The organism is Pseudoalteromonas thalassia (assembly GCF_049257215.1).
Taxonomy (GTDB): Bacteria; Pseudomonadota; Gammaproteobacteria; order Enterobacterales; family Alteromonadaceae; genus Pseudoalteromonas; species Pseudoalteromonas lipolytica_C.
On record NZ_JBMMUE010000004.1, the window covers coordinates 299,473 to 324,360 of the forward strand.

Genomic DNA, 24,888 nt, shown 5'->3' on the forward strand with positions numbered 1-24,888 from the left:
GAATACAGAGTATATACCCAAAAAATTGAATACCGCATGATTTAAAGGCAAACAATGCACTACATTGCTCGCCCTTTGAAGAGTTATAAACCTAAGCTGGTTTTAATGGTATGCATTTGCTCTTGTAGGCGATGCTGAATATCACTAACTAATGAGTTTGACTCACCTACCTGCCCTTTCATGCTTTGCATTGATTGGCTAAAGTTTTCGAGTAAGGCATTTTGCTGTTTAGCCAGCTCCATGGCATCAAACGCTACTTTATTGGCATCTTGCGCGTTGCCGGCTACGCCTTCTGAGTTACGTTTAAGTTCTTGAGCATTTTGTGTTTGCAGCTCAGCATCATTAGCCAGTGCACTAATTTGCTCTGATACCATCGTTGAGTTTTCACTCAAGCGGTTAAGTTGGTTGTTAATATCATCAAGCGAGCCTTGTGTTTGTCTAGCCAGCTTTCGTACTTCGTCGGCGACTACCGCAAAACCCCGACCATGCTCACCAGCACGCGCCGATTCAATCGCCGCATTTAACGCCAATAAGTTGGTTTGTTCAGCAATGTTTTTAATTACTTCAATGACTTGACCAACATCATCGACCCCTTTTAATAACTCTTTTAAACTCTCAAGGCCTTGTTCAACTCGCTGCTCTGTGTGAGAGCTCGCCGTTAACATACTGTCGGCAAAACCAAGGCTCTGCTCCATCGCATTAAAAGTCTGTTTAGCATTATCAGCGACTTGGCTATTAATGTTATTTACTTGCTCACCTATATGTTGAATATCACTCAGTAAATTTTGGTTTTGCTCTACCTGAGAATGGCTGGCATCGGTTTGCTGGGCTATGGTATGTAAGTGCTCGCTCATTTCTAGCATAAAGTCATTAATAACCTTAAGCATTTGTGCTCGCTCTTCTGCCTCACCACGTTGACGCTCTATTAATTGATTAAAGTAACTGGCAATTTCGCCTACCTCGGTTTTCGGGTTTTTACTCTCAATATTTTTAAGTTCATTACTTTCAATCAAGAAGGCAAAACCATCACGCAATTGACGCAGTGGATTAAGCACTTGGTTACGCTGCACAAAATACACACCACCCGCCAACACTACAAGCATGCCAATAGCGACACAAAACACGATAAATACTTGCTGTTTAAGATTGCTCTGTTCGTCTTTTAGCTTTTGCTCAGCACCGAGCACGGTTACAGATAACGCACCGATTTGTTCGCGTAATGCTTGCATACCCGTTTGACGTTGCTCAGCTTGTTCAAGAGTAGATGCCAAGTCTCGGGGAAAACGTTTAGGCCAGCTACTTAGTTCAGCTTTAATGTCACCCGCTAAGTCTTCAGCTTCTTCACCAAAAAACAAAGCATCTTCTTCAACTTCACTCATAACACCTAGGTTATCAAGGCTGTCGATTTTATCTGCGAGTGTGTTTAGTGTTGTAACTGTTTGCGTAAGGCTGCTTTTAGTATCTTGATCATAGTTAAGAACCAACTTATAAGTATACAAAGCAAGTGATGTGACTTCGCTGTAATAGTCAGCGGCAAGTTGGTAATACTCAAGTGCAAGCGCTGTTTGCGGCTCTGCTTTCTTAGCATAACCAATTAACGATGAGGCAGAACCGGCCATTTGTCTTATCGAGTTATCAAGTAAAGCCATTTCGTTACCAGACAACTTGCCCAAAGCGCGATATTTACCATTAATGTCTTTATCTAATTCAGTGAGTTGCGTATTCAGTGTTGCTGCTAACTCATTGGGAAGTCCAGCTAATTGCTGTGCTTTAATCTTACTAATCAGTGCTGAGGCTTTAGTTAAGTACTGGCTGTCACCTTGCTCTAAATAGTCATCTAGGTAACTTTTTAAATCAATTATGATGGTGTTTTTAAGCTTGTTATAAGCGTTATCTTGCTGCTCTATTCCTATTAATGTTTGGCTTGACCAAAACAAGGTGGCAGCTAATAAAATACTGGCAAGAGTAAGTAAAACGGCTAGTAGCCGAGTAAATGATGACACGCGCATAAACGATATTCCCAAGTAACGTTACGCGCATAGAATATTAACCTTTTATGACAGTTTAATGAAAAGCCACCATAAATAACCATACGTAAAAATCAAACACATCCAAAAATACTAGACTCAAACCATTGCTGCTTTTACATATACATCAAAGCGATTCTTCTTGGTTTTGATTTGCATACTAGGGGTTTTGTCATTCAAAAATGGCGCATAATCGGGTCGCTTAACCACGACTCGTTTGCTTGCAAGTGGGTAAGCAAACTCTAGTAAATCGTCGGCATCACTATCAGCCCCAACAAGTTCTTGGAATACCCGCATTTCTTTTTTAACTAGGGCTGACTTTTCTCGGTGGGGAAACATAGGATCTAAGTACACAACATCAGGTACTTCGTTACACTGAGCCAATAAAGTATGGCTAGAACCAAATACTAAGCTCATGTTTTCTTTCATCCATGAGCCAATTTCTGCATCGTTATAGGCGCGTTCTAAGCCATCAAATAATAGCGCGGCAACCACAGGGTGACGCTCATGCAGTATGACTTTACAGCCAAGTGATGCCAAAACAAAGCCGTCGCGGCCAAGGCCTGCGGTGGCATCAAGCACCACGGGCGTAGCTCCTTTATTTAAACCCACCGCTTTGGCGATAGCTTGGCCTTTACCACCACCGAACTTACGTCGATGTGCGGCAGCCCCCGTGACAAAGTCTACATGGATAGCGCCAAGTTTTGGCTCATCCTTTTTTTTCAAACTCAAGCCCTGATCGTCATAATGAAGCGAAAAGCCCGCATTAAGCTCAGCCCACTTGGCTAAACCAAAACGTTGCTCTATGGCATCTAAATAAGGACGCATTTCTTTAAAAGGACAATGAATTACCACGTATAACTCCGAGCTATTTTATTCGGCGCCAGTATAGCATGGCTTAAAATAGCTCGATATCCGTTTGTGAAGTGATATCTTCAGTATGACTAGGCTCAGCCATTTTTTGTAAGTTTACCAATAACTCACTACGCGATTCGATAATATGATTAAGCTGATGTTTAATGTGAGTTAAATCGTCGTTTAAAGAGGTAAATAACTGCTGAGTTTGCTGCAATTGCTGTAAATACAAAGCCACATCGCTGCTATTTAACTGCTCATTATGTTCAACTAATTGGTTCAATTCAGCAAGCTGAACTGTTAGCTGTTTAACGGCATGCTCTCGAGAGTCACTGTTTTGATGCATTTGTTCAGATAGCTCGTTAAAAGCATTGCCTATTTGGTTTGCCTGCGTCAATGCTCGTTCGTTTATTTCCATATCTTGCACTTTCGCATTAGTCACTTCCAAAATATGCGGAAACAAATCTTTGTAGCGGCCATAAAGCTGTGCATCATCCAAGGGCATATTTTTAACTAACATCGATACTTTTGGGTAGTTAATGATGGTGCGATGACTAAAGTCAACAAAGCGATTTGACTCACGGTGTTGTTCTAATAACTCTTGCTCAAGTGGGCATACGCCACCTTTAGCACTACAAAACACGCCAACATCTTGATACCAAAACGCCAAAACAACATCGAGCTCCATGGGGTTAAAAAATTCGAACATATACTCAGATAAGGCTTTAATATCATGTGCATGATAGCTTTGCCCGACGTAACGCATGATGCGCCCCATATCACCTGAATCTGTCATCGCAATTTCGGCAGTGATCTGCGCTCGCTCAACATCACTTTTAAGCTTTTTCGAGTGTTGGCGATACTGATATAACACGCGAATACGTGCCATAAGCTCTTCAGCATTAAATGGTTTTACAATGTAGTCAGCAGCACCTGCGTTATACCCTTTAACACGGTCTGGTAAGTCTGATTTACCTGACAAAAACATCACTGGAATATCTTTGGTTTCAGGGTTTGCTTTTAACTCATTACAAACCTCAAACCCAGTTTTTCCGGGCATCTCTATATCGAGCAATATTATATCTGGATTATGTTTTATTGCTTGTCTTAACCCTTCATCACCATTTTTAGCATGGAGCAGTGTGCAAAAGCCCGCGAGCGATTCTTCGATCACATGATGCACGTATTTATCATCATCAATGGCTAATACCAGTTTAGACATGCTTAATTCCTATATACTCTTTTTTAGAAGGATAGTACGAGCGTGTGATTTTGCGAAGAAATATTAATAAAAAAAGCGCCTTACGACGCTTTTATATTTTTATATTCTTTATGCTGCAATGCCGCTGTGTCTAAGCAATGCATCAACTTGCGGCTCGCGCCCTCGGAACTTTTTAAACAGCTCCATTGGCTCTTCACTACCGCCTTTTTCTAAAATGTTTTTCAAAAAGGCTTCACCCGTTTCAGGGTTGAAAATACCTTCTTCTTCAAATTTAGAAAACGCATCAGCAGACAGAACTTCTGCCCACTTATACGAATAATAACCAGCGCTATAACCACCCGCAAAAATATGGCTAAAGCCATGTTGGAAACGATTAAACGCTGGCGCTTTAACAACCGCGGTTTTGCTACGAACAGCATCTAAAGTTGCTTGAATATTACATGGTTCACCCGCTTTATAATCGTGGTGGATTGTAAAATCAAACAACGAAAACTCTAGCTGACGTAACATTTGCATACCTGATTGGAAGTTCTTCGCCGCAAGGAGTTTATCTAATAACTCTTTTGGTAACGGCTCATCTGTTTCGTAATGACCCGAAATAAAGTTCAGCGCTTCTTCTTCGTAGCACCAATTTTCAAGGAACTGACTTGGTAACTCAACTGCATCCCATGCCACACCATTAATACCCGCAACCGGCGCAGCATCAACTTGGGTCAACATATGGTGAATACCATGACCAAACTCATGGAATAAGGTTGTCACTTCATTATGAGTGAACAGCGCAGGCTTATCGCCAACTGCTTTATTAAAGTTACACACTAAATACGCAACAGGTGTTTGTAATTCGCCGTTTGCACGTACTTTACGACCCATACAGTCGTCCATCCACGCCCCGCCACGCTTGCGATCGCGAGCGTATAAATCTAAATAAAAACGACCACGTAAAGTATTACTACTATCGTAAATTTCGAAAAAACGTACATCAGGGTGGTAGGTATCAAAGTCTGTCACTTCTTTAACACTAATACCAAATAAACGATTTACTGTAGTAAATAAGCCACTTAATACCTTATCGGCAGGAAAATAAGGGCGCAGTACTTCGTCTGAAATCGCGTATTTCTCTTGCTTAAGTTTTTCGCCGTAGTAGGCGTAGTCCCAGGCAGCAAGTTCAGTCACACCGTGCTTATCTTTGGCATAAGCCGTTAACTCAGCAAGTTCTTGCTCAGCTTGGGGTTTAGACTTATCGGCTAAATCTTCTAAGAATGAGAAAACTTGCTCTGGCGTTTCAGCCATTTTAGTCGCCAGTGACATGTCAGCGTAGCTGTTAAAGCCAAGTAACTCAGCAAGTTCATGACGCAGTGCAAGCTCTTCAGTCATAATAGCTGAGTTATCAAACTCACCGGCATTGGGGCCTTGATCAGAAGCACGTGTTACAAACGCAGTGTAAAACTCTTCACGTAACTCGCGGTTATCTGCATAAGTCATGATTGGTAAGTAAGATGGAAAATCTAACGTGAATACCCAGCCATCTAGCTCTTTACTTTTTGCAGTATCAGCGCCAAGTGCTAACGCAGACTCAGGTAACCCCTCAAGTTCACTTTCATCAGTAATATGCTTTTGCCAAGCGAGTGTGGCATCCATTACATTGTTACCAAACTTAGAAGCCAGTTCAGATAAACGTGCACTGATTTCGCCATAACGCTTTTGCTGCTCAGGCTTTAAAGCAATACCCGACAATTCAAAATCACGCAGTGCATTGGTAATGGTTTTTTGCTGGGCAGTAGTAAGTGTTTTAAATTCATCACTATTATGAAGTGCATTGTAAGCATCATATAAACCTTGATGCTGACCTACAAAGGTTGAGTACTCAGATAACAATGGCAAACATTGTTCATAAGCTTCACGTAACTCATCGTTGTTAACGACAGAGTTCATATGTGATACCGGTGAAAATAAACGTGATAACTTGTCATCAGCTTCTTCTAGCGGCAGTACCAAATCATTCCATGTGTACGATTTAGTCGCCAGTACCTCGTCTATTTTAGTGCGGCACTCAGCAATGGCTGCTTTTAACGCTGGCACGACATGCGCTGGTTTAATTTTAGAAAACGGCGGAAGCCCTTCTAAACCAATGAGTGGGTTATTTTCTGCAATTGTCATTTTCGTTCTCAAATTTTATGCGAAGATGATTTTGAAGTTGGGGCGAATTGATGAAATACAAGGGGCTTAACCTTGGTCTTTATTATGCTATTATCAACTTATTAATAAATCGATTAATTAATAAAAATTTATCTGTTTTTGAGGACAAACTATGGCTCAGCATTTTGATTACATTGCTATTGGTGGTGGTAGTGGCGGTATTGCCTCTGCAAACCGTGCTGCAATGCGTGGCGCAAAAGTCGCTCTTATTGAAGCAAAACACATGGGTGGTACTTGTGTAAACGTGGGTTGTGTTCCAAAGAAAGTAATGTGGCACGGCGCACAAGTTGCTGAAGCAATTAATGCATACGCACCAGACTATGGCTTTGATGTTGAACTTAAAAGCTTTAGCTGGGCTAAATTAGTAGAAAGCCGCGAAGCGTATATTGGCCGAATTCACCAAGGTTACAATAAATACTTAGCAAGTAACGGCGTAACGGTTATTAATGGCTTTGCTAAATTTGTTGATAGTAAAACAGTTGAAGTAAACGGTGAGCTATACACTGCTGATCATATCCTTGTAGCTGTTGGTGGTCGCCCTACTATTCCTAATATCCCAGGTGCTGAGCTTGGTATTGATTCGAACGGTTTCTTTGAGCTAAATGAACAACCTAAACGTGTTGCAGTGGTTGGCGCAGGTTATATTGCTGTTGAAATTGCGGGTGTTCTTCATAGCCTAGGTACAGAAACACATTTATTTGTTCGTAAAAACAAACCACTACGTACTTTTGACCCATACATTGTTGATACCCTTGTCGATATTATGGCAAAAGAAGGCTCAACTCTTCACACTGAGTGCACACCTAAAGAAGTGGTTAAAGAAAACGACGGTAGCCTAACAATTCACTTTGAAAATGGTCACACCCAAAACGTTGATGAAGTTATTTGGGCAATTGGCCGTACACCAACAACAGACAAGATCAACCTTGCAGCAGCTGGTGTTGAAGTGAACGAAAGCGGCTATGTAAAAGTAGACGAGTTTCAAAACACCACAGCTAAAAATGTATATGCAGTTGGCGATATCATCGAAAACGGTATCGAACTTACGCCAGTAGCCGTTAAAGCAGGTCGTATTTTATCAGAGCGCTTATTCAATAAAGAATTGCCTGATGATTTAAAAATGGACTACGAGCTAGTACCAACGGTGGTATTCAGCCACCCGCCTATTGGCACGATTGGTTTAACAGAGCAAGAAGCGATTTCGCAATATGGTGCTGAAAACGTAAAGGTTTATAAATCAAGCTTTGCAGCGATGTACACAGCGGTTACTCAGCACCGCCAAGCATGTAATATGATGCTCGTGTGTGCAGGTGATAACGAAAAAGTTGTTGGCTTACACGGCATTGGCTTTACTGTTGATGAAATGATCCAAGGCTTTGCAGTTGCAATGAAGATGGGCGCAACCAAAGCAGACTTCGATGCTGTTGTGGCTATTCACCCAACGGGTTCTGAAGAGTTTGTTACGATGAGATAAACTTGAGTTGCAAGTCAATTTTAAAACCTTGTGGTACTGCCACAAGGTTTTTTTATGCCTAAAGCTGGCACAAACCTTGTAACTGTTAATAAAGTAACCAGTTATAGCAAAAATTTGCCCTTATTTACTGTGTAATTAAGCAATTATTACGCAGTAAACAAGGCATTTTTACAAGGAGGCACTGTGTCTAAGTCTGCAATTTTATATCGCATGGTAACCGATGAGCATATTTGTCCATTCGGTTTAAAATCAAAAGATTTATTAGAGCGTAATGGTTACGATGTTGATGATCGTCATTTAACCAATCGTGAGCAAACTGACGAATTCAAACAGCAGCATGATGTAAAAACCACACCGCAAACCTTTATCAATGATAAACGCATTGGTGGTTACGATGAGTTGCGCGACTTTTTTAATCTGCCCGAGGCTGGCCAACAAGGTACCAGTTATACCCCTGTATTAGCGATTTTTGCAGTGGCTATGCTACTGAGCTTCGGTTTTACTTATGCCAGCGGTGAGGCTTTATTCTCTGTGCTGAACCTGATGCTGTTCGTTGCATTATCAATGGCGGTATTAGCTATACAAAAGCTGCAAGACTTATACAGCTTTTCTAACTCATTTATTACCTATGACTTATTGGCGATGCGCATTGTGCCCTATGCCTATGTCTATCCCTTTATCGAGGCGTATGTAGCGATTGGTATGGTGGCTGAATTACCCGCCTTAGCTGTAGCACCCTTTTCACTATTTATTGGTGGCATAGGTGCGGTATCGGTTATTAAAGCTGTGTATATCGATAAACGAGAGCTGAAATGCGCCTGTGTTGGTGGCGACAGTAATGTGCCGCTCGGCTTTATCTCACTGAGTGAGAACTTATTTATGATAGCCGCAGGTATATGGATGCTTATTACTTTTTAGCGTTTTATTAGTATTTAAAGTGGCTTAATTAAGTAATTAAGCCACTTTAAACGAATGGTTAACCACCATTACGTAAATCGCGCTCGAATTCACTTTCGGTTTTTACTGGATGACAGGTCGATTTAACCTCAGCCTTTTTGCTGTCGTCATCATCGGTGCTAAAAATCGTATAGCTGTAATCGGTTTCGAGTTCACCACCTAGACACTCATGCTCAGCGTAGATTTCATTTTCAGCCCCATCAACTACGGCCTGTGATGCACAGCCTGCCAGCATAGCAAGTGCAAGTACAATTGGAGTTGCTTTCATATCTTGATCCTATAATGCTATTTTTATTTTTGCTGTAAGCAATAGGTTAGCTCACATAATTAAGTTAACGACAAAAGTACCTTTATTGATACAAAATTTGTGTAAGTTTTTGTGTAAACAGAAAGCGAAGATAAATGAGGCAGGTTAAGAGTTTAACCTGCCATGTGATGGAGTCGTTTAAGCCGTACCACCCACAGTAAGGTTATCAATTTTAAGGCTTGGCTGACCCACACCAACAGGTACGCTTTGGCCATCTTTACCACATACGCCAACGCCTTTATCAAGGGCTAAGTCGTTACCTACCATCGAAATTTGCTGCATCACTTCTGGGCCATTGCCAATCAGTGTCGCGCCTTTGATAGGTTGCGTAATTTTACCGTTTTCAATTAAGTAAGCTTCAGAGGCACTAAATACAAACTTACCTGACGTGATATCCACTTGGCCACCACCAAAGTTAGGCGCGAAGATACCTTTTTTCACCGAGCTGATGATATCGGCTTGGCTGTGCTCGCCACCTAACATATACGTATTGGTCATACGCGGCATAGGTAAGTGGGCATACGATTCGCGGCGTGCATTACCAGTAGGGTTAACACCCATCAAACGGGCATTTAGCTTATCTTGCATGTATCCTTTTAGAATACCGTTTTCAATAAGCACGTTATACGCAGCTGGTGTCCCTTCGTCATCCACGTTTAATGAACCACGGCGATCAGCAATAGTGCCATCATCCACGACTGTACACAGCTCAGATGCCACCTTTTGACCTACTTTACCGCTAAACGCCGATGCGCCTTTACGGTTAAAGTCACCTTCTAGACCATGGCCTACTGCTTCGTGTAGTAACACACCCGGCCAACCTGCGCCTAGCACAACTTCCATGCTACCAGCTGGCGCATCGATTGCTTCAAGGTTTACTTTTGCTTGGCGAACAGCTTCTTCGGCGTATTCCATCCAACGCGGTTTGCCATCGACTAATTCTTTAAAATAGCCATAATCTAAACGCGCACCGCCCCCTGCACCACCGCGCTCACGGCGACCGTTCTTTTCAAGTAACACAGAACAGTTTAAGCGAATAAGCGGGCGAATGTCGGTTGCAAAGGTGCCATCACTTGCAGCAATTAACACTTCTTCATAAACCGCCGACATTGAGCTGATCACTTGCTCAGCATCCGGCGCTAATTCACGAATATAGTTTTCTAGTTCTCGAAGCAGGCTTACTTTGTCATCGTTGCTCATGCTTTGAATTGGTTGATGCGGCGCATACTGCTGTTTAGCAGCTACATCACTGAACACCTGAATCGTTTTGTTTTCGCCAGCATTGGCAATGCTGCGTGCTGCAGTTGCGGCTTTATTTAGCGCTTCAAGGTTAATCGCATCTGAGTATGAAAAACCAGTTTTTTCACCACTAACAGCACGCACACCCACACCACGCTCAACGTTGTATGAGCCTTCTTTCACTAAGCCATCTTCAAGTACCCAAGATTCGTGGTGACTCGATTGAAAATACAGGTCGGCATAATCAACTTGATGTTGATGAATAAAAGCGAGCGTTTTTTCTAATTCTTCTCTCGTTAGTTGGCTGTCATGTAATAAATGCTGTTCAACCGTGTTCATAATAAATGCTCTCTAAATCGTTGCTGAGACTGCACAGGCATGTCTTGGCGAATTGTATTCAAGCGGTTTAAATCAAGCCCATGGCTGATAAACCCGGTACCAGAGGCAAGCTCACTGAGCGTTTCTCCCCATGGTGAAATAATTATGCTGTGGCCATAAGTGTGGCGGCCATTTTCGTGCTCGCCCCACTGCGCTGCAGCAACCACATAGCATTGTGTTTCGATTGCGCGCGCAGCTAATAAAATATGCCAATGAGCAGCACCGGTGACTGTGGTAAAGGCACTAGGCACTAAAATAAGCTCAGCTCCTTGGCGCTGCATGGCAGTGAATAAGCCACTAAAACGTAGATCATAACATACTGCTAAGCCAATTTTACCAAATGGCGAATCAACCACCACAATATCCTTGCCGGCTTCTGTCGCATCAGACTCTCGGTAACTGCGCGTAGTATCGGCAACATCCACATCAAATAAGTGAATTTTGTTGTATTGCGCAACCACATCACCTTGGTTGTTAAATAAAAACGAGGCTGCTAGATACTTACCATTTTGCTGCGACACAGGCAGTGTACCAGCCGCTAACCAAATATCATGTTGCTTACATAAATCGGCAAGTTTCGCTTTATAAGTCTCGCTTTGGTGACCTAATTGATAGCTTGCTTGGCTTTGCTTACTAAAGATCAAAAAGCTCTCAGGTAAACACACAAGCAATGGGCGAGTTGCAGGTAGCTTTAATAATGTATCCGCCAGAAAATCGAGGTTTTGCTCAGCATTCATGCTTGAGCACATTTGTACTGCCACAACCTGTGGCTGATTATTAGCCTTCATTGGTATCTAAACTCGCTGAAGATGCGGCATCTTTTAACTTTAATTGGCTAGACGACTGCGGTTGGCTTTGCGCTGCTTGCGGTAATGTCACTTCACGGCTCTTACGATCTATTTCTTTCACTACAGGGTCGTTCATACTTCCTGTTACTTTAAAGTTGATCTCTGAGATCACTCGCGCTGAATGAATCACTTTATCGATGGCAAGCGCTGCAAGCCCGCTTACCGGGTTGACCATCCATGCCACAATAACGGGAATACTCGATGTCACCTGCGGGGCAACTGCAAGGTCGTAATCAATTTCAAAGGTATTTAGGTCTGTATGCCCTTTAATCGTTAAATCGGCAGGCACACCATCAAGCTTGGTATCTTGAGTATAAGCAATGCCCTTTTCTAGCTGCATGGTGCCTTGCATACTGTTATAGAAAAAACCTTTAGAGAATACATCTCTAAAATCGAGTTTCAGCTTACGCACTAACGAATCTAAACTTAGTAATGAGAATACTCGCGCGCCACCATCACTTATTTCTGCAAGGTGACCCTCTCCTAAACGCCAATCTAGCTCTCCCGCTAAACTTGGTACATCAAAGCTATAGGGTGCACCTTGCCATGCTAAATCAAACTTAATATTGGCGTCTGAATCTTTTACTGTGGTGGTTAATTCAAACTCATCAAATAATTCACCAATATCATCACTTTCTAAATTACCACTAAACTGAGTTAAGCCATCGGCAAATTGCCCTTTTGCGCGTAATACATGATCACCTTTATCAATTACAAGCTCAGAGAATATCAACTTATTTTGCTCACCGACTAAACTGCTTTTTACTTTGTCTAATTGATATTGGCCTACTTTACAATCTTCACAATAAAACTCGATTGCAGGTATATTCGTAAGCCAACTTAAATCCTCTGGCTCATTCTTAACAGATGAAGGCTCGCTTTCATTTGGCGAAAAATTCATTCGTAAGTAGTCGGTAAAAATTTGAATCGGCCTGCGCGTTTCACCGGTTGGAATAAGTGCGTCAGCACGTAATTCTTTGGCATTTAACTTTAACTCTAAGTCTGATTGTTTTGGCGATAATCTAAATTCAAAGTCATTAAAATCAATATTATTCAGTGCAAGTTTGTTAAATTTGCCAGTTACATTGTTAAAAGCTGGCATCACACTAGGCGCATCAGACTTAACTTTGGTAAGCGCAATAATTTGATCAATTAAGCCAAACCAAGGCACTATTTCTGTTTCTGGTAAATCGATTGATACCGCAAAACCTTCACGATTTAACCCTAAATCTTGTGACCCTAAAATAAGGTGAGCATTATTAAACTTCTTTTTGCCATTATCTAAAATCGCATTAAAAAACAGCTTATTATCGATATTAGCCGTGATTAAATTAGAAATATGGTCACCTTGCACAACCGCATTTAGTGGCCAAGTTTGTTCTGCATTTTTGTTATAAGGTGCAGGTAGTTGGCTAGTAACCCCCACTAAATTACCCGTTATGTCTGCACGATAATTAAAGTCATTAGGTAAAAAGTTAAGCGATATACCAACATCAACGTTGCTTTGCCCTGCTAAATAGCCAGACAATAAGCCATGTGCTTGCTCAATCAATGGGTCTGCCTCAAGGGCAAGCTCTATGGCAATTTCAGCTCGGTAGTTATCACCTACATTTTCACTATTAAAGCTTGCGGTAAGTGGCATCCCTAACCAGTTTGCCTGGGCATTGTTTAGCACAATTTTGTCGTTATTAAATTTAACTATGCCTGTCATATGGCTCAGCGTAATTCCCGGCTGGGCTAGGTAAACGGGTAAGTTAGCTAATTCAACCTCGCCTACAGCATCAACATGGCCTGAACGTAAGTTAACCAACAAATCGATAGCTGCTGTTGCTTCTCCCTGCGCTTGTACAACATCAAATACATTTGCAAGCGGCTTTGCCAGCGGTGTAGCAGCAAAGAAAGATTTAAGCTTACTACCGTGAGCACGCTTATTTATAGCAACTTTTAACATATCGGCATGCATCAGATCAGCAATGCTCACATGAACACTATCATCAAGCGCTAAGTTAACTAATTTGCCGGATTTACTATAAATATCCATGCGTTCGTTTTCAAAGTGCAAAATAACGTTGGCTTCTTCAACCTCAGGCCAGCTTGGTGAAAACTTGTACTTGGCATTCTCGACATTTGCTAAGACTTCAAATTGACCTTGTTGCTCTTTAAATGGAAACCCTTTAAATGGCCCAGAAAACAATACCTGCGCTTTATTTACTTCGCCGCCCTTAATTGCCCCATTCAAATAATTAACGAGCTTTTCACTCATTACAGGTAGCGGAAAGTAGTGCCCTGCGACCTTAGCATCAGCTGCATAGGCTTCGGCATATAAGTCAAGACGCGGTTCGTCAGTCAGGCTTAGTTTCATCTCTGCAGCAAGCGTGACTTCATCGTTATCAAGCCAAATATTATCGCTGCTAATGCGCCAGCCATCATCAAAGTGATGTAAATCAAGCTCTACATTTAACTGGTTATAGGGAATATCTTGGCTGAAACTGCCATTGGTCAACAGCTGGTTGTTTTCACCGTATAATTGAATGCGCCCTGCTGATTGGTTGAGTAACCCTTCAACACGAATTGCTTGGCCACCAGGAATCCCCTGTAATGATAACCAATTGATCTGCTCACCTTGAAACCACAATTGCCAATGATCTTGGTTATCAAATTCAACATATGCGTCGCTGAGTTGGCCTTTGGGTTGGCGCGCTAAAAAAGGTGCCAGTACTTCAAAGTTACTAAGCTGGGCTAATTTAGCCAACAGCCCAAAATCAAACTGCTTAAGCCATATTTGATTTTTATCACCTAACTGTGCTTCAAACTGAAGAGTTGGCCACTGTTTTAAGTCTCGCTCAAACGTAAGACCCGTGCTTTTTAAACGCCAATTATCTTGCCAAGGAAATAAATGAAAGCCCCCTTCATTTAAACTTATTTGATGTGCTTCTTGGTTTTGTTGCCAATTAATAAAGCTCGGTAGCCATTGCACTTTTACATCGCTGATCAAGCCTTTTTCTAGGCTAAACCAAGTTTGTAAATTAATATCGGAGCTGAGCTGCTGTTTATCTGTATTAATAAATTGAGCAAGCCATTTAGAAACATCGACATTGGCAGCTTGTACATATATATCACCGGCCATAGTCTCAAGAGTTGAGCCATTAAGGGCCATGCGAGCATCAAAACTACCCACCGAGATCCCCGGTAAGGCCAAGCTACCTGATCCCTGATGTTGTTCTGGTGTATTTTGCCAAACAATGTTTTCAAGTATGAGTTTACGTTTTTTACCATCACTCAAGGTAAAGTTTAAACTACTGTCTTGCACCGCAAAGTGGCCGGTTTCACCAAGGAACAAGCCTTCAATCAGCTCTTTTTGCTCAAAGCTGCCTGCTTGTTGAGTGTTCCCCAAATCAAGCATGGTGGGTAAATCAACATCAGCATGAAAACCATTGATCACAAAGTAGCTCGATTTAAGCTGACGGGTTTTTAGTGATTCCCATAAGTTTACTTCAAGACTGGCTTTATCGATGGTTAGTGCAATCGGTGAAGTTTGGTTATCTTCAAACGAAATGTCTTCGATAACTAAAGCAGGCCCTTTTCCCTGCCAACTGGCCGAAATAGACCCAATTGATAAATTGACATCAAAGCGCTCATACAAGAACACTTCAATGTCATCTTTATAATCATTAGCATAGGGTAATGAATACTTAACGACTGAGACAATAACGGCCAGCAGTACGAGAGTGATAGCAAATACTTGCCATAACTTACGTAAACAATAAAAGCAGACCGTTTTTGCCTTCATTACATCATTACCACATCAAATTGTTCTTGATTATATAAACTCTCTGTTTGAATACTGACTTGCTTACCGATAAATAGTTCCAGTTCAGCTAAATTATGATATTCATCATTTAGCAACGCTTCGCTCACTGATGGTGAGGCATAAACCATAAATTTATCGGCAGCATAAGCGCGATTTACTCTGACGATTTCTCGTAAAATCTCATAGCAGACAGTTTCAACCGTTTTTTGCGACCCTCGTCCCGAACAAGCAGGACACACATCACAAAGAATATGCTCTAAGCTTTCGCGGGTACGTTTGCGGGTCATCTCTACTAAGCCTAGTGCAGATAGACCATTTATGTTGGCTTTAGCACGATCTTTTGCCAGCGCTGACTCAAGCGAATGCAAGACACGACGCTTATGCTCATCACTGACCATATCAATAAAATCGATAATAATAATACCGCCTAGGTTACGTAAACGTAGCTGACGAGCAATCGCAGAGGTTGCTTCGATATTAGTATTAAAAATGGTTTCTTCTAAATTACGATGCCCTACAAACGCACCGGTATTTACATCAACCGTGGTCATCGCTTCAGTTTGATCAATAATTAAATAACCACCTGACTTTAGCTCAACCTTACGGTGCAACGCTTTTTGAATTTCGGTTTCAACATCAAATAAATCAAAGATCGGGCGTTCACCGGGATAATACTCAAGTGCTTCAGACAGAATAGGCACAAACTCTTCAGTAAACTCTTTAAGCTCTTGATAGGTCAGTTTAGAGTCAACACGAATACGCTCCATGTCTTCACCAACGTAATCACGCAAGGTACGAAATGCCAGTGTTAAGTCTTCGTGCAAGATGCTTTCTTTACTGATTTTTTTTCGTTTGTTGACGATTTTTTGCCACAATTTTTTTAAGAATTCAGCATCGTGACGCAGTTCTGCTTCTGAGGCACCTTCTGCTGCAGTTCGCACTATAAAGCTGCCGTCTTCGTCGCCGTATTCAGCGACAATTTTTTTCAGACGTAAACGCTCATCTTCTGATTCAATACGCTGGCTCACACCAACATGAGTCGCATCTGGCATAAAAACTAAGTAACGAGAAGGAATAGTGATGTCGGTGGTTAAACGCGCGCCTTTAGTGCCAAGGGGATCTTTAACAACCTGCACCATGATGTATTGACCTTGGCGCACTAGTTCACGAATATCTTGCACTTTTTTAATTGGTTGCTCGTCAACACCTTCAACAATTGAGGCACTATTAACGATGTCTGATGCGTGTAAAAAAGCCGCTTTATCTAAGCCGATATCGACAAATGCAGCTTGCATGCCCGGAAGTACGCGACTAATTTTACCTAGGTAAATATTGCCGACGATGCCAAGGTTGCCAATACGTTCTAGCTGGATCTCTTGCAGTACGCCGTTTTCAATTAGCGCAACGCGACTTTCGCTCGGTGTAACGTTGATCAGTAATTCAGTGCTCATGTTACCCTCTTAAAAATTCATTTAATAACTGTTCAGTCTCATATAAAGGTAAGCCGACCACCGCAAAATAGCTACCCGAAATATGGCTAACAAAGCGTCCGCCTAAGCCTTGTATGCCATAACCGCCAGCTTTATCTTGGGGCTCACCCGAATGCCAGTAAGCATCAATTTCTTCATCACTTAACTTTTTAAATGTCACATCTGTGACAACAACACAACTTTTTACTTGCTCACTATTTGCAATTGCAACGGCTGTCATCACTTGATGGGTGCGCCCAGATAAGCGCTGCATAGTTGCTGTAAAGTCTGCTTGGTCTAGGGGTTTAACTAGGGCTGTATCATCAATGACGACTACAGTATCACTTCCTAACACAGGGCGATCAGTGTAGCCCATAGCTACACCTGATTGTGCTTTGAGTCTAGCTAAGCGTTCAACATAATCACGGGGAGATTCGTTCGGAAATTGGCTTTCATCTGCATCAACGCTAAATTGAGAAAACTCAACGCCAAGCTGGCTGAGCAACTCTTTTCGGCGCGGTGATGCAGACGCCAAATAAATTGCGGTCTGCATTATCTAATCCTGAAATGACGGCGATATTTACGCAAAATTAAGAAAATCCACCACCAGCAAAGCATACCTGTTAGCACAGGCCACAAATAATGGGGACTAAAATAAATGCCCATTAAAAAGTGATTTAGCCAAAATTGCATAAGGTGGTAAAGCGTTAAAAACAAAGCAACTAAAATGCTTTGCTGCCATAAAGAAAAGTTTCTAATCTTTTGGAAGTTACTAGCAGTGATAAATATACACACTGAGTAAGTCAGTGAATTTACTCCCAGTGGCGAGCCTGAAGCTAAGTCCATTAATAAACCGACCACCCAAGCTGTACCAATGTTCAAACGGTGTGGTACCGCTAACGACCAATACATTAATACCATTAACACCCAATCTGGGCGATAAGGCTCAAACGAAATCGGTAACGGCATTAACGCCATGACCAATGCAAAGAAAATACTGATAGCAATCAGCAAAGAGTGACGACTATTCATTGCTTATGCTCTCCTGCTGATTACGCCACAGCACAACCAACAAGCGAATCCGGTCAAGTTGTGCAATTGGCTCAGCATATACTTGCGCAAAAGGGCGCCCTTCGTCACGGTTAATTTCAGTTACTACAGCAACCGGATAACCTTCAGGGAAAGTTCCACCTAGACCAGAGGTAACCAAAATATCACCAATACGTACGTCAAGGCTGTGCGGAACGTGCGAAAGCTTAACTACATTAATTTTACCTATGCCTTCAACCACGGTACGTACATCGTTACGTAAAATACGCACAGGTGTGGCATGGGTGGTGTCGGTCATTAACAACACGCGCGAAGTAGTCGAACCAACTTGGGTGATTTGCCCTACCACACCCATTTCGTCAATAACTGCTTGGCCTTCACTTAGGCCATCGGTAGTACCGCGGTTAATAACCACTTGATGACTATATGGGTTTGAGTGAACAGACAAGACCTGGGCAATAATTTTACGATTTGATTGTTTAGCAGATGAACCTAACAAAGCACGTAATTTATCGTTTTCACGAGATAAAAATTGCAGTTGTTGGAGTTGCTCGCTTTGCAATAACTGCTTCTTCTTAAGTGCTTCGTTTTCAGTTAAAAGCTGTTCTCGGGTGTGCAGATTCTTCGCGCCAATACTAAATAGCTCATACGGCAAATTGGCGAGATAAATAAGTGGGCTAACGAGGGTATTTAAACTGGTGCGAATTGTTGTACCACCTTGTGTGTAGCGATCGCCCACGATCAGCACGACACTCAAAAGCACTGCGACAAAAAGTCGCAGTTGCAAAGAGATGGTACGACCAAAAAGTAACTTCATTAGTCGTAGCTAAATACGTCACCACCGTGCATATCAATCATTTCTAGCGCCTTACCGCCGCCACGAGCAACACAAGTTAATGGATCGTCAGCAACCACGACCGGAATACCTGTTTCTTCCATTAATAAACGGTCTAGGTCTTTTAATAATGCACCACCACCGGTTAATACCATACCGTGTGCAGAAATATCCGAAGCAAGCTCTGGTGGAGACTGTTCAAGCGCAACCATAACCGCGCTCACAATACCCATTAATGGCTCTTGCAACGCTTCAAGAATTTCGTGTGAGTTCAGTGTGAATGAACGCGGAACACCTTCAGCAAGGTTACGACCACGTACTTCAATTTCAATTGGCTCATCTGTTTTAAACGCCGAACCAATTTGGTGCTTGATGTTTTCAGCCGTTGCTTCACCAATTAAGCTACCAAAGTTACGGCGTACATAGTTGATGATAGCTTCATCAAATTTGTCACCACCGATGCGTACAGATGAAGAGTAAACCACGCCATTTAACGAAATAATAGCAACTTCAGTTGTACCACCACCAATATCAACAACCATAGAACCCGTTGCTTCTGATACAGGTAAACCTGCACCGATTGCAGCCGCCATTGGCTCTTCGATTAGGTACACTTCACGTGCACCAGCACCCATCGCAGATTCACGAATAGCACGTTTTTCTACTTGTGTAGCACCACAAGGCACACAAATAAGAACACGCGGGCTTGGACGCATAAAGTTGTTGTTATGTACTTGCTTGATAAAGTGTTGCAGCATTTTTTCGGTCACGTAGAAATCAGCAATAACGCCGTCTTTCATAGGACGAATCGCTTTAATGTTACCCGGAGTACGGCCTAACATTTGCTTTGCTTCAGTACCCACTGATGCCACACTTTTCGGGCCACCAGCTCGCTCTTGGCGAATAGCAACTACAGAAGGTTCATTTAATACAATACCTTCTTCTTTTACATAAATTAGGGTATTGGCTGTACCCAAGTCGATCGATAGATCGTTTGAAAAAATACCACGGAGTTTTTTAAACATGAGGCTGGATGACCTTTGAAAATACGTTCTTATACTAGCTGCTCTCACTCTATCATGCTAATCATGAAAAAGCGCAACTGCCTTAAATTAATTGCTAAAAAAGGAAGCTTATAGCGCTTCCTTTTTAAATATTTATCGCTCGCGTACTAAACGAAAGCCGATATAGTTTGCACGAAAGTCTGGCGCTAAAATTAGGCGTGTTGATACGCGGGCTAAGCTAGGCGCAAAGTTCCAAGCACCACCACGAACTGTTACATCAGACTGTCCTGGCTTTTTATATGTCCATTCCCATACATTACCTACTGTATCAAATAGGCCAAATGCATTAGGAGAAAACGACCCTGTCGGTGCAGCGCTTTTATTTGACCATTCGCTCCCACACCAACCACAGTTCGCTAAGTTTTTACCGATTTCGTTACCCCAAGGGTACTCGGTTTCAGTACCAGCTCGCGCAGCATACTCCCACTCAACCTCGTTTGGTAAGCGAAATAACTGACCCGTTTGCCCCGATAACCAATCTGCGTATGCTTTTGCATCGTTATAGGTTAAACATACCGCCGGAAAATCACTTTCTTGCTCGAAACCTGGGTTACGCCAATTTAACGTAGCTTCCCATACTGGTTCACCATTTAAGTAATAAGCACAACCACGATTTTTTTCAGCTTCTGTTTTGTAACCTGTATTTGCAACAAAACGCTCATACTCTGCAACAGTCACTTCCTTGCTTTGCATTGCAAACGAATTAGCAATGGTCTTTTCTACCACTGGACGCTCGTTGGCTAAACCATTGCCGTTAATATCGCCCATCTTAAATTTGCCTGCAGGAATAACAACGATACCTGCTGAATTGTTTTTATTGACGATACTTGCAACTGGTGAAGACGTTGCTGGTTTTTCAGCTGCTGTAACCGCTGCAACAACTGGCTCTGGTTCTTTTACCAAATTTGCATGAATTGTTTGCGCTTTGCGAAGATCAATACGCGCTTTATAGCTTTTATAACCACGCTTGCGAATTTCAACTTCATGAAAACCTACAGGCAACGAAGTGGTTAATTTTGTCGCACCAAAACTCACGCCATCGATAAACACTTCATCATCATACACATTAGAACGAAGTGTTAGCTCAACCATTTTAGATTTTTTCAAATCAGGTAACGGTTCAACCTTTACTGGCTTTTTTGATGAATAATCGCTAACAGGCTCATTAGTCATACGTGATACCGATACCACCTGACTATTATCCAAAGGGTCACTGAATGTTAACTGACTATCAGGGTAAGATGCCGAGTAATTAGACTGATAGTTGCCTGCAAGTGGCGAGCCATAATCAGCGCAGAATCGGTTATCTAAATTAAGTAAACTACATAAGCGGCTGCTATTTACATCACCGCGCATGGTCACGCTTAAGTTGACGTTATAGTTACCTTGACCGCTAAATGCACTGTTGACAACATGGCTACTTAACACCTTAACTTGCGCACCCGCAAGATTGCGTTTTGGTTCAACCAATCGCTCTTCAGTTAAGTTAGCAAAAATTTGATCAACAAAACGTTTAGTTGCTTTTTGCAAGCCCATTTGCTGACCGCGCTGCTCACAGGCAGCAAGCGTTTCGGTACGTTTACAATTGATGGTGTGATTAACTTCTAATGTACCTTCACGTGTAAACTCATTACGTAAACGCTCAACACGCGCCGTTGCGAGTTGTTCTTTTAAACTTTCTAATGTATTGAGTTGGGTATGTTTAGCTACGCGAATTTGCTCAATGTCTTTTCTATGCGATGCAATTGCCGCCAATTGCATCGAAATATCATCTTTATTCTGTTTGTGGTCAACAACTGCTTTTTGATAGCGTGCTTGTGCATTGCTAATGTCTATTGTTGGATCATCAATAAGTCGGCGATACATCTCGTTCATTGCATCTAGCGCTTGGTTTTTTTCTTTGTCTAACTCTGTCGAGCGTGCGCGCAATAATTCGAGTTGCTTCTGTAACTGACTTTCTTCTTTTAGGTGTTTTTCAAGGATAACAGTCGAGTTATCGTACTCGGCTTGTTTTTTACTGATCTCTGACTCTATACCAGTTACCGTAGCAGTATCTTGTGCAAATGCACTAGTTGCTAGCAAACTAACTGAAATAAATAGAGATAAAGGAGCGATTCGCATATATTCCATTCCCAAAAAGCGGCAATTATTTGGTCATTATTATTTTTTTATAATTAAACTCTTATGCTATGTACTTGGAAAGCAAAACACAAGCTTTGTTCAATTATTATCTGAGTTTACAACTATTACCTTAGTTGATGCCAGTAAATAACAAAATCATTTTAGTTTAATTTCTTAGTTGATGATCAGTTTGCTACAATAGAGCGTGTTTTTTATTAAAATTGCTGCTGTGTATAGTTCTTTTGAGTCACCTTTACAAACCATAAACCATCCCTTATTGGCTGCTCGTAAAATTCAGCTCACCATAAAGCGAGATGATCTTATTCACCCGCAAATTAGTGGCAATAAGTGGCGTAAACTAAAGTTTAATTTAGCCGCAATGCAACAACTTGGAAAATCTGAATTACTCACTTTTGGTGGTGCTTTTTCAAATCATATCCATGCCAGCGCTGCTGCGGGGAAAATATTTGGTTTTACTACTCATGGTATAATTCGGGGTCCCGAACTTGATAGCGAAAATCCAACACTGCGCTATGCAAAGCAATGTGGCATGAATTTACATCCAGTTGACCGTGTTACTTACCGATTGAGGCATGATCAAAATTACTTAGCTGAATTACAACATCAATTTCCTAATGCTTATATTTTACCTGAAGGCGGCACTAATTCAGCAGCCCTTATAGGCTGCAAAGAGTTGGCCGAAAGCCTTCCCCCAGCAGACTATATTATATGCCCTACGGGAAGTGGCGGAACATTAGCAGGTTTAATTGAGGGCGCATCACAAAGTACAACAGTATTAGGGGTGGCTGTACTTAAGCAAGCTGAGTATTTAATAACTGACATAAAACAATTGAGCAACCGCGCCAAACAACAACAAAACTGGCAGCTGTTATGTGACTTTCATGATGGCGGTTATGGCAAGTTTAGTGCTAATTTGTGGCAGTTTTGTCAAGCATTTAACCACCAGCACGACATTCCTCTTGAACCTATTTACAGTGGCAAAATGATGTATGCACTATGGCAACTCATTGAGCAGGGCTTTTTTGCTCCACACACACACATTATTGCGATTCATACAGGTGGGCTACAAGGTTTAGATGGCTTGCGATACCGCTATTTAATCGACTAATTAGCTGTATTAGCTATGCGGTGTTATATCTGCTAACTTTTGTAAGGGCTCAGCAAAGTAAAAGCCTTGAGCTGCAACCACCCCTAAGTTTTTGAGGGTCGCAAGTTCATTTTGCGTCTCGACCCCCACAGCATAAACAGGAAAGCTTAATTCGCTGCCTTTATTGATAATCTGTTTTACGATCTTCTGCTGTTGAGCATTTGTATCTATATTATGTATTAGCTCATAGGCCAGTTTAATACTGCGTATATTATTAAGCTGCGCATAAGTAGCTAAGTGCTCTGCACTTCTCACGTTATCAATTACCACACCAGCTGACAGTTTCTCTAAACACTTAAACTGTGAGGTTAATTTTTTATGTTGGCGTAGATAATCATCTTCACTGAGTTCAAATTGAAGTTTACTAATTCCCTCATAGTCACTCATATGTTCTTTAAACCAAACCCAAAACTTGTCATTGAACCAGTTCATAGCATGTAGGTTTATACTGACTGTGATTGCACCAGCTTCGTTAGAGAGTATTCTCTTCACTTGAGTAATAACGATTTTATCTAAAAACAACACGTCATTTTTACTGCTCATGTGGGGAATAAAATGCCGAGCTGCCAATAACCCCAAATTTTTATGGCGAATGCGAATTAACGCCTCATGCTGTAAAATTTCACCTGTTTGTAAATCGAACAAAGGTTGAAAAAATAACATAAAATGTTTGTTTTTAATGTACTCAAACAAGTGCTCTTTACTGTCTGCTAACATGCTTGATTGGGTATGCCCGAACGGCAAGCGATGAATATGTTGCCATGCACTTTGTTTAGCCATAGCCAGTGCTGATTTAGTTAACTGATATACAACAGCTTGGTCTGCTTCTGTTCGGTAATTACAAACACCGATCTTGACATCAGCACGTGATAAATCACTGCGATAGTTTAAGCACGCTTGGTAAATAACTTGATGAAGCCGTTTGGTGTATTTATCAAGCTCAGTTGCAGGGATGTTATTTAAAGTAACCGCGATGCCACCTGAAGGAAGCAACTTAACGGAGCGATTAACCAACTCACCAAAACCTTTCGCAATCACTAATTTAAAGTAGTTATCAACATCCAGGTTCGATGGAAAAGGTGTTTTCCAAAAGAACAAAGCAAATAAATGGTTATAACTTGTTGGCACCCCATAAAGAATATTGAGGTCTTGTCGCGGTAAAGGCCTTGGCGATGCTAGCTTTTGTGATTTAAATTGGGGTTCAATTTGTGCATCTGCTGGTGCTTGCGGTTTGATAACAGGTTGCTCTTTAATAGCCGTAGACTTAGCCATACTTCGCCACCAACGCCCAGCCCAATAGCCTGTTGCTAGTAAAATAAGGTTTAATAATATAAATAAGTGGCTTTCTAGTAACCAAGCTGGCCAATGAAACAAACGTAAACTAACCGTTTTATAACTAAATACTTCTTGCTCTACATCAATAAAATTTGCAAAGTTTTGCGGCAAATCAGCTACATCCAAGACAAAACCCTGACTTTTTACAATAGACGCGATGATGTCTTGCGAGGTGATAGGATCTAAGTTTAATTCATATACTTCTTTAGCCAGCTCAGTACCAGTATGATGAACCTTGTCATGAAGTACATCATTAAGAAAAATGTTAAAAACAACCACAAGCAAAAACACAATCGTCACATAAATGACCACTGGTCGCTTGATCTGTGAAGCAAAGTCTTTTTTCATTTCACAATTTTGTTGCCCAAAGATATACAAAGTGTTGTTCAAGAACCCCATAAATACAAGGCTACAGGCTGATTAAAAGTAATTTCAGAAGAATCCTAATACCAACGCTGTCAAAAATTCCGTAAATTTAACAACCTAGCATTTACTGGTAATGAGAATTATTTTGTAATCAACAATTCAA

At 41.6% G+C, this 24,888-nt stretch carries 18 protein-coding genes; 3 read left to right on the forward strand and 15 right to left on the reverse strand.

Annotation, left to right across the window (positions count from 1 at the left end):
- Window positions 1-83: 83 nt before the first annotated feature.
- The 4 genes from AAEU31_RS07600 to prlC form a co-directional block, all read right to left on the reverse strand.
- Window positions 84-2,009: a methyl-accepting chemotaxis protein gene (locus tag AAEU31_RS07600; RefSeq protein WP_421966897.1), complete on the reverse strand. Its 1,926-nt coding sequence runs from the start codon at window positions 2,007-2,009 to the stop codon at window positions 84-86.
- 117 nt (window positions 2,010-2,126) lie between these two features.
- Window positions 2,127-2,882: a class I SAM-dependent methyltransferase gene (locus AAEU31_RS07605; RefSeq protein ID WP_138557059.1), complete on the reverse strand. Its 756-nt coding sequence runs from the start codon at window positions 2,880-2,882 to the stop codon at window positions 2,127-2,129.
- A gap of 43 nt (window positions 2,883-2,925) precedes the next feature.
- A complete protein-coding gene (locus AAEU31_RS07610; RefSeq protein WP_135922703.1) occupies window positions 2,926-4,104 on the reverse strand; it encodes a response regulator in 1,179 nt (392 codons plus the stop codon).
- A 108-nt stretch (window positions 4,105-4,212) separates the two neighbouring features.
- Entirely contained in the window at window positions 4,213-6,264 is a 2,052-nt protein-coding gene (gene prlC, locus AAEU31_RS07615) for an oligopeptidase A (RefSeq protein ID WP_281547073.1), read from the reverse strand.
- A 151-nt stretch (window positions 6,265-6,415) separates the two neighbouring features.
- Between prlC and gorA the strand changes: the two genes are divergently transcribed.
- Entirely contained in the window at window positions 6,416-7,777 is a 1,362-nt protein-coding gene (gene gorA / locus AAEU31_RS07620) for a glutathione-disulfide reductase (protein WP_421966898.1), read from the forward strand.
- A gap of 183 nt (window positions 7,778-7,960) precedes the next feature.
- Complete coding sequence (locus AAEU31_RS07625) at window positions 7,961-8,695, forward strand: MauE/DoxX family redox-associated membrane protein (protein ID WP_421966899.1); 735 nt, start codon at window positions 7,961-7,963, stop codon at window positions 8,693-8,695.
- A 58-nt stretch (window positions 8,696-8,753) separates the two neighbouring features.
- Here the strand turns inward: AAEU31_RS07625 and AAEU31_RS07630 are convergent, their stop codons facing one another.
- The 10 genes from AAEU31_RS07630 to AAEU31_RS07675 form a co-directional block, all read right to left on the reverse strand.
- Window positions 8,754-9,002 carry a hypothetical protein gene (locus AAEU31_RS07630; protein WP_421966900.1) on the reverse strand — a complete coding sequence of 83 codons (249 nt, stop codon included), beginning with the start codon at window positions 9,000-9,002 and terminating at the stop codon, window positions 8,754-8,756.
- Window positions 9,003-9,179: 177 nt separating this feature from the next.
- Entirely contained in the window at window positions 9,180-10,619 is a 1,440-nt protein-coding gene (gene tldD, locus AAEU31_RS07635) for a metalloprotease TldD (RefSeq protein WP_135922709.1), read from the reverse strand.
- On the reverse strand, window positions 10,616-11,446 hold the full coding sequence (locus AAEU31_RS07640; protein ID WP_421966901.1) for a carbon-nitrogen hydrolase family protein: 831 nt from the start codon (window positions 11,444-11,446) through the stop codon (window positions 10,616-10,618). Before AAEU31_RS07640 ends, tldD begins: the two co-directional genes overlap by 4 nt.
- A complete protein-coding gene (locus AAEU31_RS07645) occupies window positions 11,436-15,296 on the reverse strand; it encodes a YhdP family protein (protein ID WP_421966902.1) in 3,861 nt (1,286 codons plus the stop codon). Before AAEU31_RS07645 ends, AAEU31_RS07640 begins: the two co-directional genes overlap by 11 nt.
- Window positions 15,296-16,768: a ribonuclease G gene (rng, locus tag AAEU31_RS07650; RefSeq protein ID WP_135922712.1), complete on the reverse strand. Its 1,473-nt coding sequence runs from the start codon at window positions 16,766-16,768 to the stop codon at window positions 15,296-15,298. Before rng ends, AAEU31_RS07645 begins: the two co-directional genes overlap by 1 nt.
- A gap of 1 nt (window position 16,769) precedes the next feature.
- Window positions 16,770-17,339: a Maf family protein gene (locus AAEU31_RS07655; protein WP_421966903.1), complete on the reverse strand. Its 570-nt coding sequence runs from the start codon at window positions 17,337-17,339 to the stop codon at window positions 16,770-16,772.
- Window positions 17,339-17,818 carry a rod shape-determining protein MreD gene (gene mreD / locus AAEU31_RS07660; RefSeq protein WP_135922714.1) on the reverse strand — a complete coding sequence of 160 codons (480 nt, stop codon included), beginning with the start codon at window positions 17,816-17,818 and terminating at the stop codon, window positions 17,339-17,341. The genes AAEU31_RS07655 and mreD overlap by 1 nt, the downstream gene beginning before the upstream one ends.
- Window positions 17,811-18,653: a rod shape-determining protein MreC gene (mreC, locus tag AAEU31_RS07665; protein ID WP_054552786.1), complete on the reverse strand. Its 843-nt coding sequence runs from the start codon at window positions 18,651-18,653 to the stop codon at window positions 17,811-17,813. The genes mreD and mreC overlap by 8 nt, the downstream gene beginning before the upstream one ends.
- Complete coding sequence (locus AAEU31_RS07670) at window positions 18,653-19,696, reverse strand: rod shape-determining protein (RefSeq protein ID WP_054552787.1); 1,044 nt, start codon at window positions 19,694-19,696, stop codon at window positions 18,653-18,655. The genes mreC and AAEU31_RS07670 overlap by 1 nt, the downstream gene beginning before the upstream one ends.
- Window positions 19,697-19,828: 132 nt before the next feature.
- Window positions 19,829-21,856 (reverse strand): SUMF1/EgtB/PvdO family nonheme iron enzyme, encoded by a 2,028-nt coding sequence (locus AAEU31_RS07675; RefSeq protein ID WP_235382203.1) that lies wholly within the window; start codon window positions 21,854-21,856, stop codon window positions 19,829-19,831.
- Window positions 21,857-22,076: 220 nt separating this feature from the next.
- On the opposite strand from AAEU31_RS07675, the gene AAEU31_RS07680 reads away from it, so the two are divergent.
- The gene (locus AAEU31_RS07680) at window positions 22,077-22,985 is read left to right on the forward strand and encodes a 1-aminocyclopropane-1-carboxylate deaminase/D-cysteine desulfhydrase (protein WP_421966916.1); all 909 of its coding nucleotides are present in this window, start codon (window positions 22,077-22,079) and stop codon (window positions 22,983-22,985) included.
- A gap of 9 nt (window positions 22,986-22,994) precedes the next feature.
- On the opposite strand, the gene AAEU31_RS07685 is transcribed toward AAEU31_RS07680, so the two are convergent.
- The gene (locus AAEU31_RS07685; protein ID WP_421966904.1) at window positions 22,995-24,707 is read right to left on the reverse strand and encodes an EAL domain-containing protein; all 1,713 of its coding nucleotides are present in this window, start codon (window positions 24,705-24,707) and stop codon (window positions 22,995-22,997) included.
- Window positions 24,708-24,888 lie beyond the last annotated feature (181 nt).

What these genes read in the sequence shown, in the direction of transcription:
- tldD (WP_135922709.1), bottom strand. Translation starts at nt 10,619, where the DNA reads ATGAACACGGTTGAACAGCATTTATTACATGACAGCCAACTAACGAGA.
- AAEU31_RS07600 (WP_421966897.1), bottom strand. Translation starts at nt 2,009, where the DNA reads ATGCGCGTGTCATCATTTACTCGGCTACTAGCCGTTTTACTTACTCTT.
- mreD (WP_135922714.1), bottom strand. Translation starts at nt 17,818, where the DNA reads ATGAATAGTCGTCACTCTTTGCTGATTGCTATCAGTATTTTCTTTGCA.
- AAEU31_RS07675 (WP_235382203.1), bottom strand. Translation starts at nt 21,856, where the DNA reads ATGCGAATCGCTCCTTTATCTCTATTTATTTCAGTTAGTTTGCTAGCA.
- rng (WP_135922712.1), bottom strand. Translation starts at nt 16,768, where the DNA reads ATGAGCACTGAATTACTGATCAACGTTACACCGAGCGAAAGTCGCGTT.
- AAEU31_RS07640 (WP_421966901.1), bottom strand. Translation starts at nt 11,446, where the DNA reads ATGAAGGCTAATAATCAGCCACAGGTTGTGGCAGTACAAATGTGCTCA.
- AAEU31_RS07630 (WP_421966900.1), bottom strand. Translation starts at nt 9,002, where the DNA reads ATGAAAGCAACTCCAATTGTACTTGCACTTGCTATGCTGGCAGGCTGT.
- mreC (WP_054552786.1), bottom strand. Translation starts at nt 18,653, where the DNA reads ATGAAGTTACTTTTTGGTCGTACCATCTCTTTGCAACTGCGACTTTTT.
- AAEU31_RS07610 (WP_135922703.1), bottom strand. Translation starts at nt 4,104, where the DNA reads ATGTCTAAACTGGTATTAGCCATTGATGATGATAAATACGTGCATCAT.
- AAEU31_RS07685 (WP_421966904.1), bottom strand. Translation starts at nt 24,707, where the DNA reads ATGAAAAAAGACTTTGCTTCACAGATCAAGCGACCAGTGGTCATTTAT.
- prlC (WP_281547073.1), bottom strand. Translation starts at nt 6,264, where the DNA reads ATGACAATTGCAGAAAATAACCCACTCATTGGTTTAGAAGGGCTTCCG.
- AAEU31_RS07655 (WP_421966903.1), bottom strand. Translation starts at nt 17,339, where the DNA reads ATGCAGACCGCAATTTATTTGGCGTCTGCATCACCGCGCCGAAAAGAG.
- AAEU31_RS07645 (WP_421966902.1), bottom strand. Translation starts at nt 15,296, where the DNA reads ATGAAGGCAAAAACGGTCTGCTTTTATTGTTTACGTAAGTTATGGCAA.
- AAEU31_RS07670 (WP_054552787.1), bottom strand. Translation starts at nt 19,696, where the DNA reads ATGTTTAAAAAACTCCGTGGTATTTTTTCAAACGATCTATCGATCGAC.
- gorA (WP_421966898.1), top strand. Translation starts at nt 6,416, where the DNA reads ATGGCTCAGCATTTTGATTACATTGCTATTGGTGGTGGTAGTGGCGGT.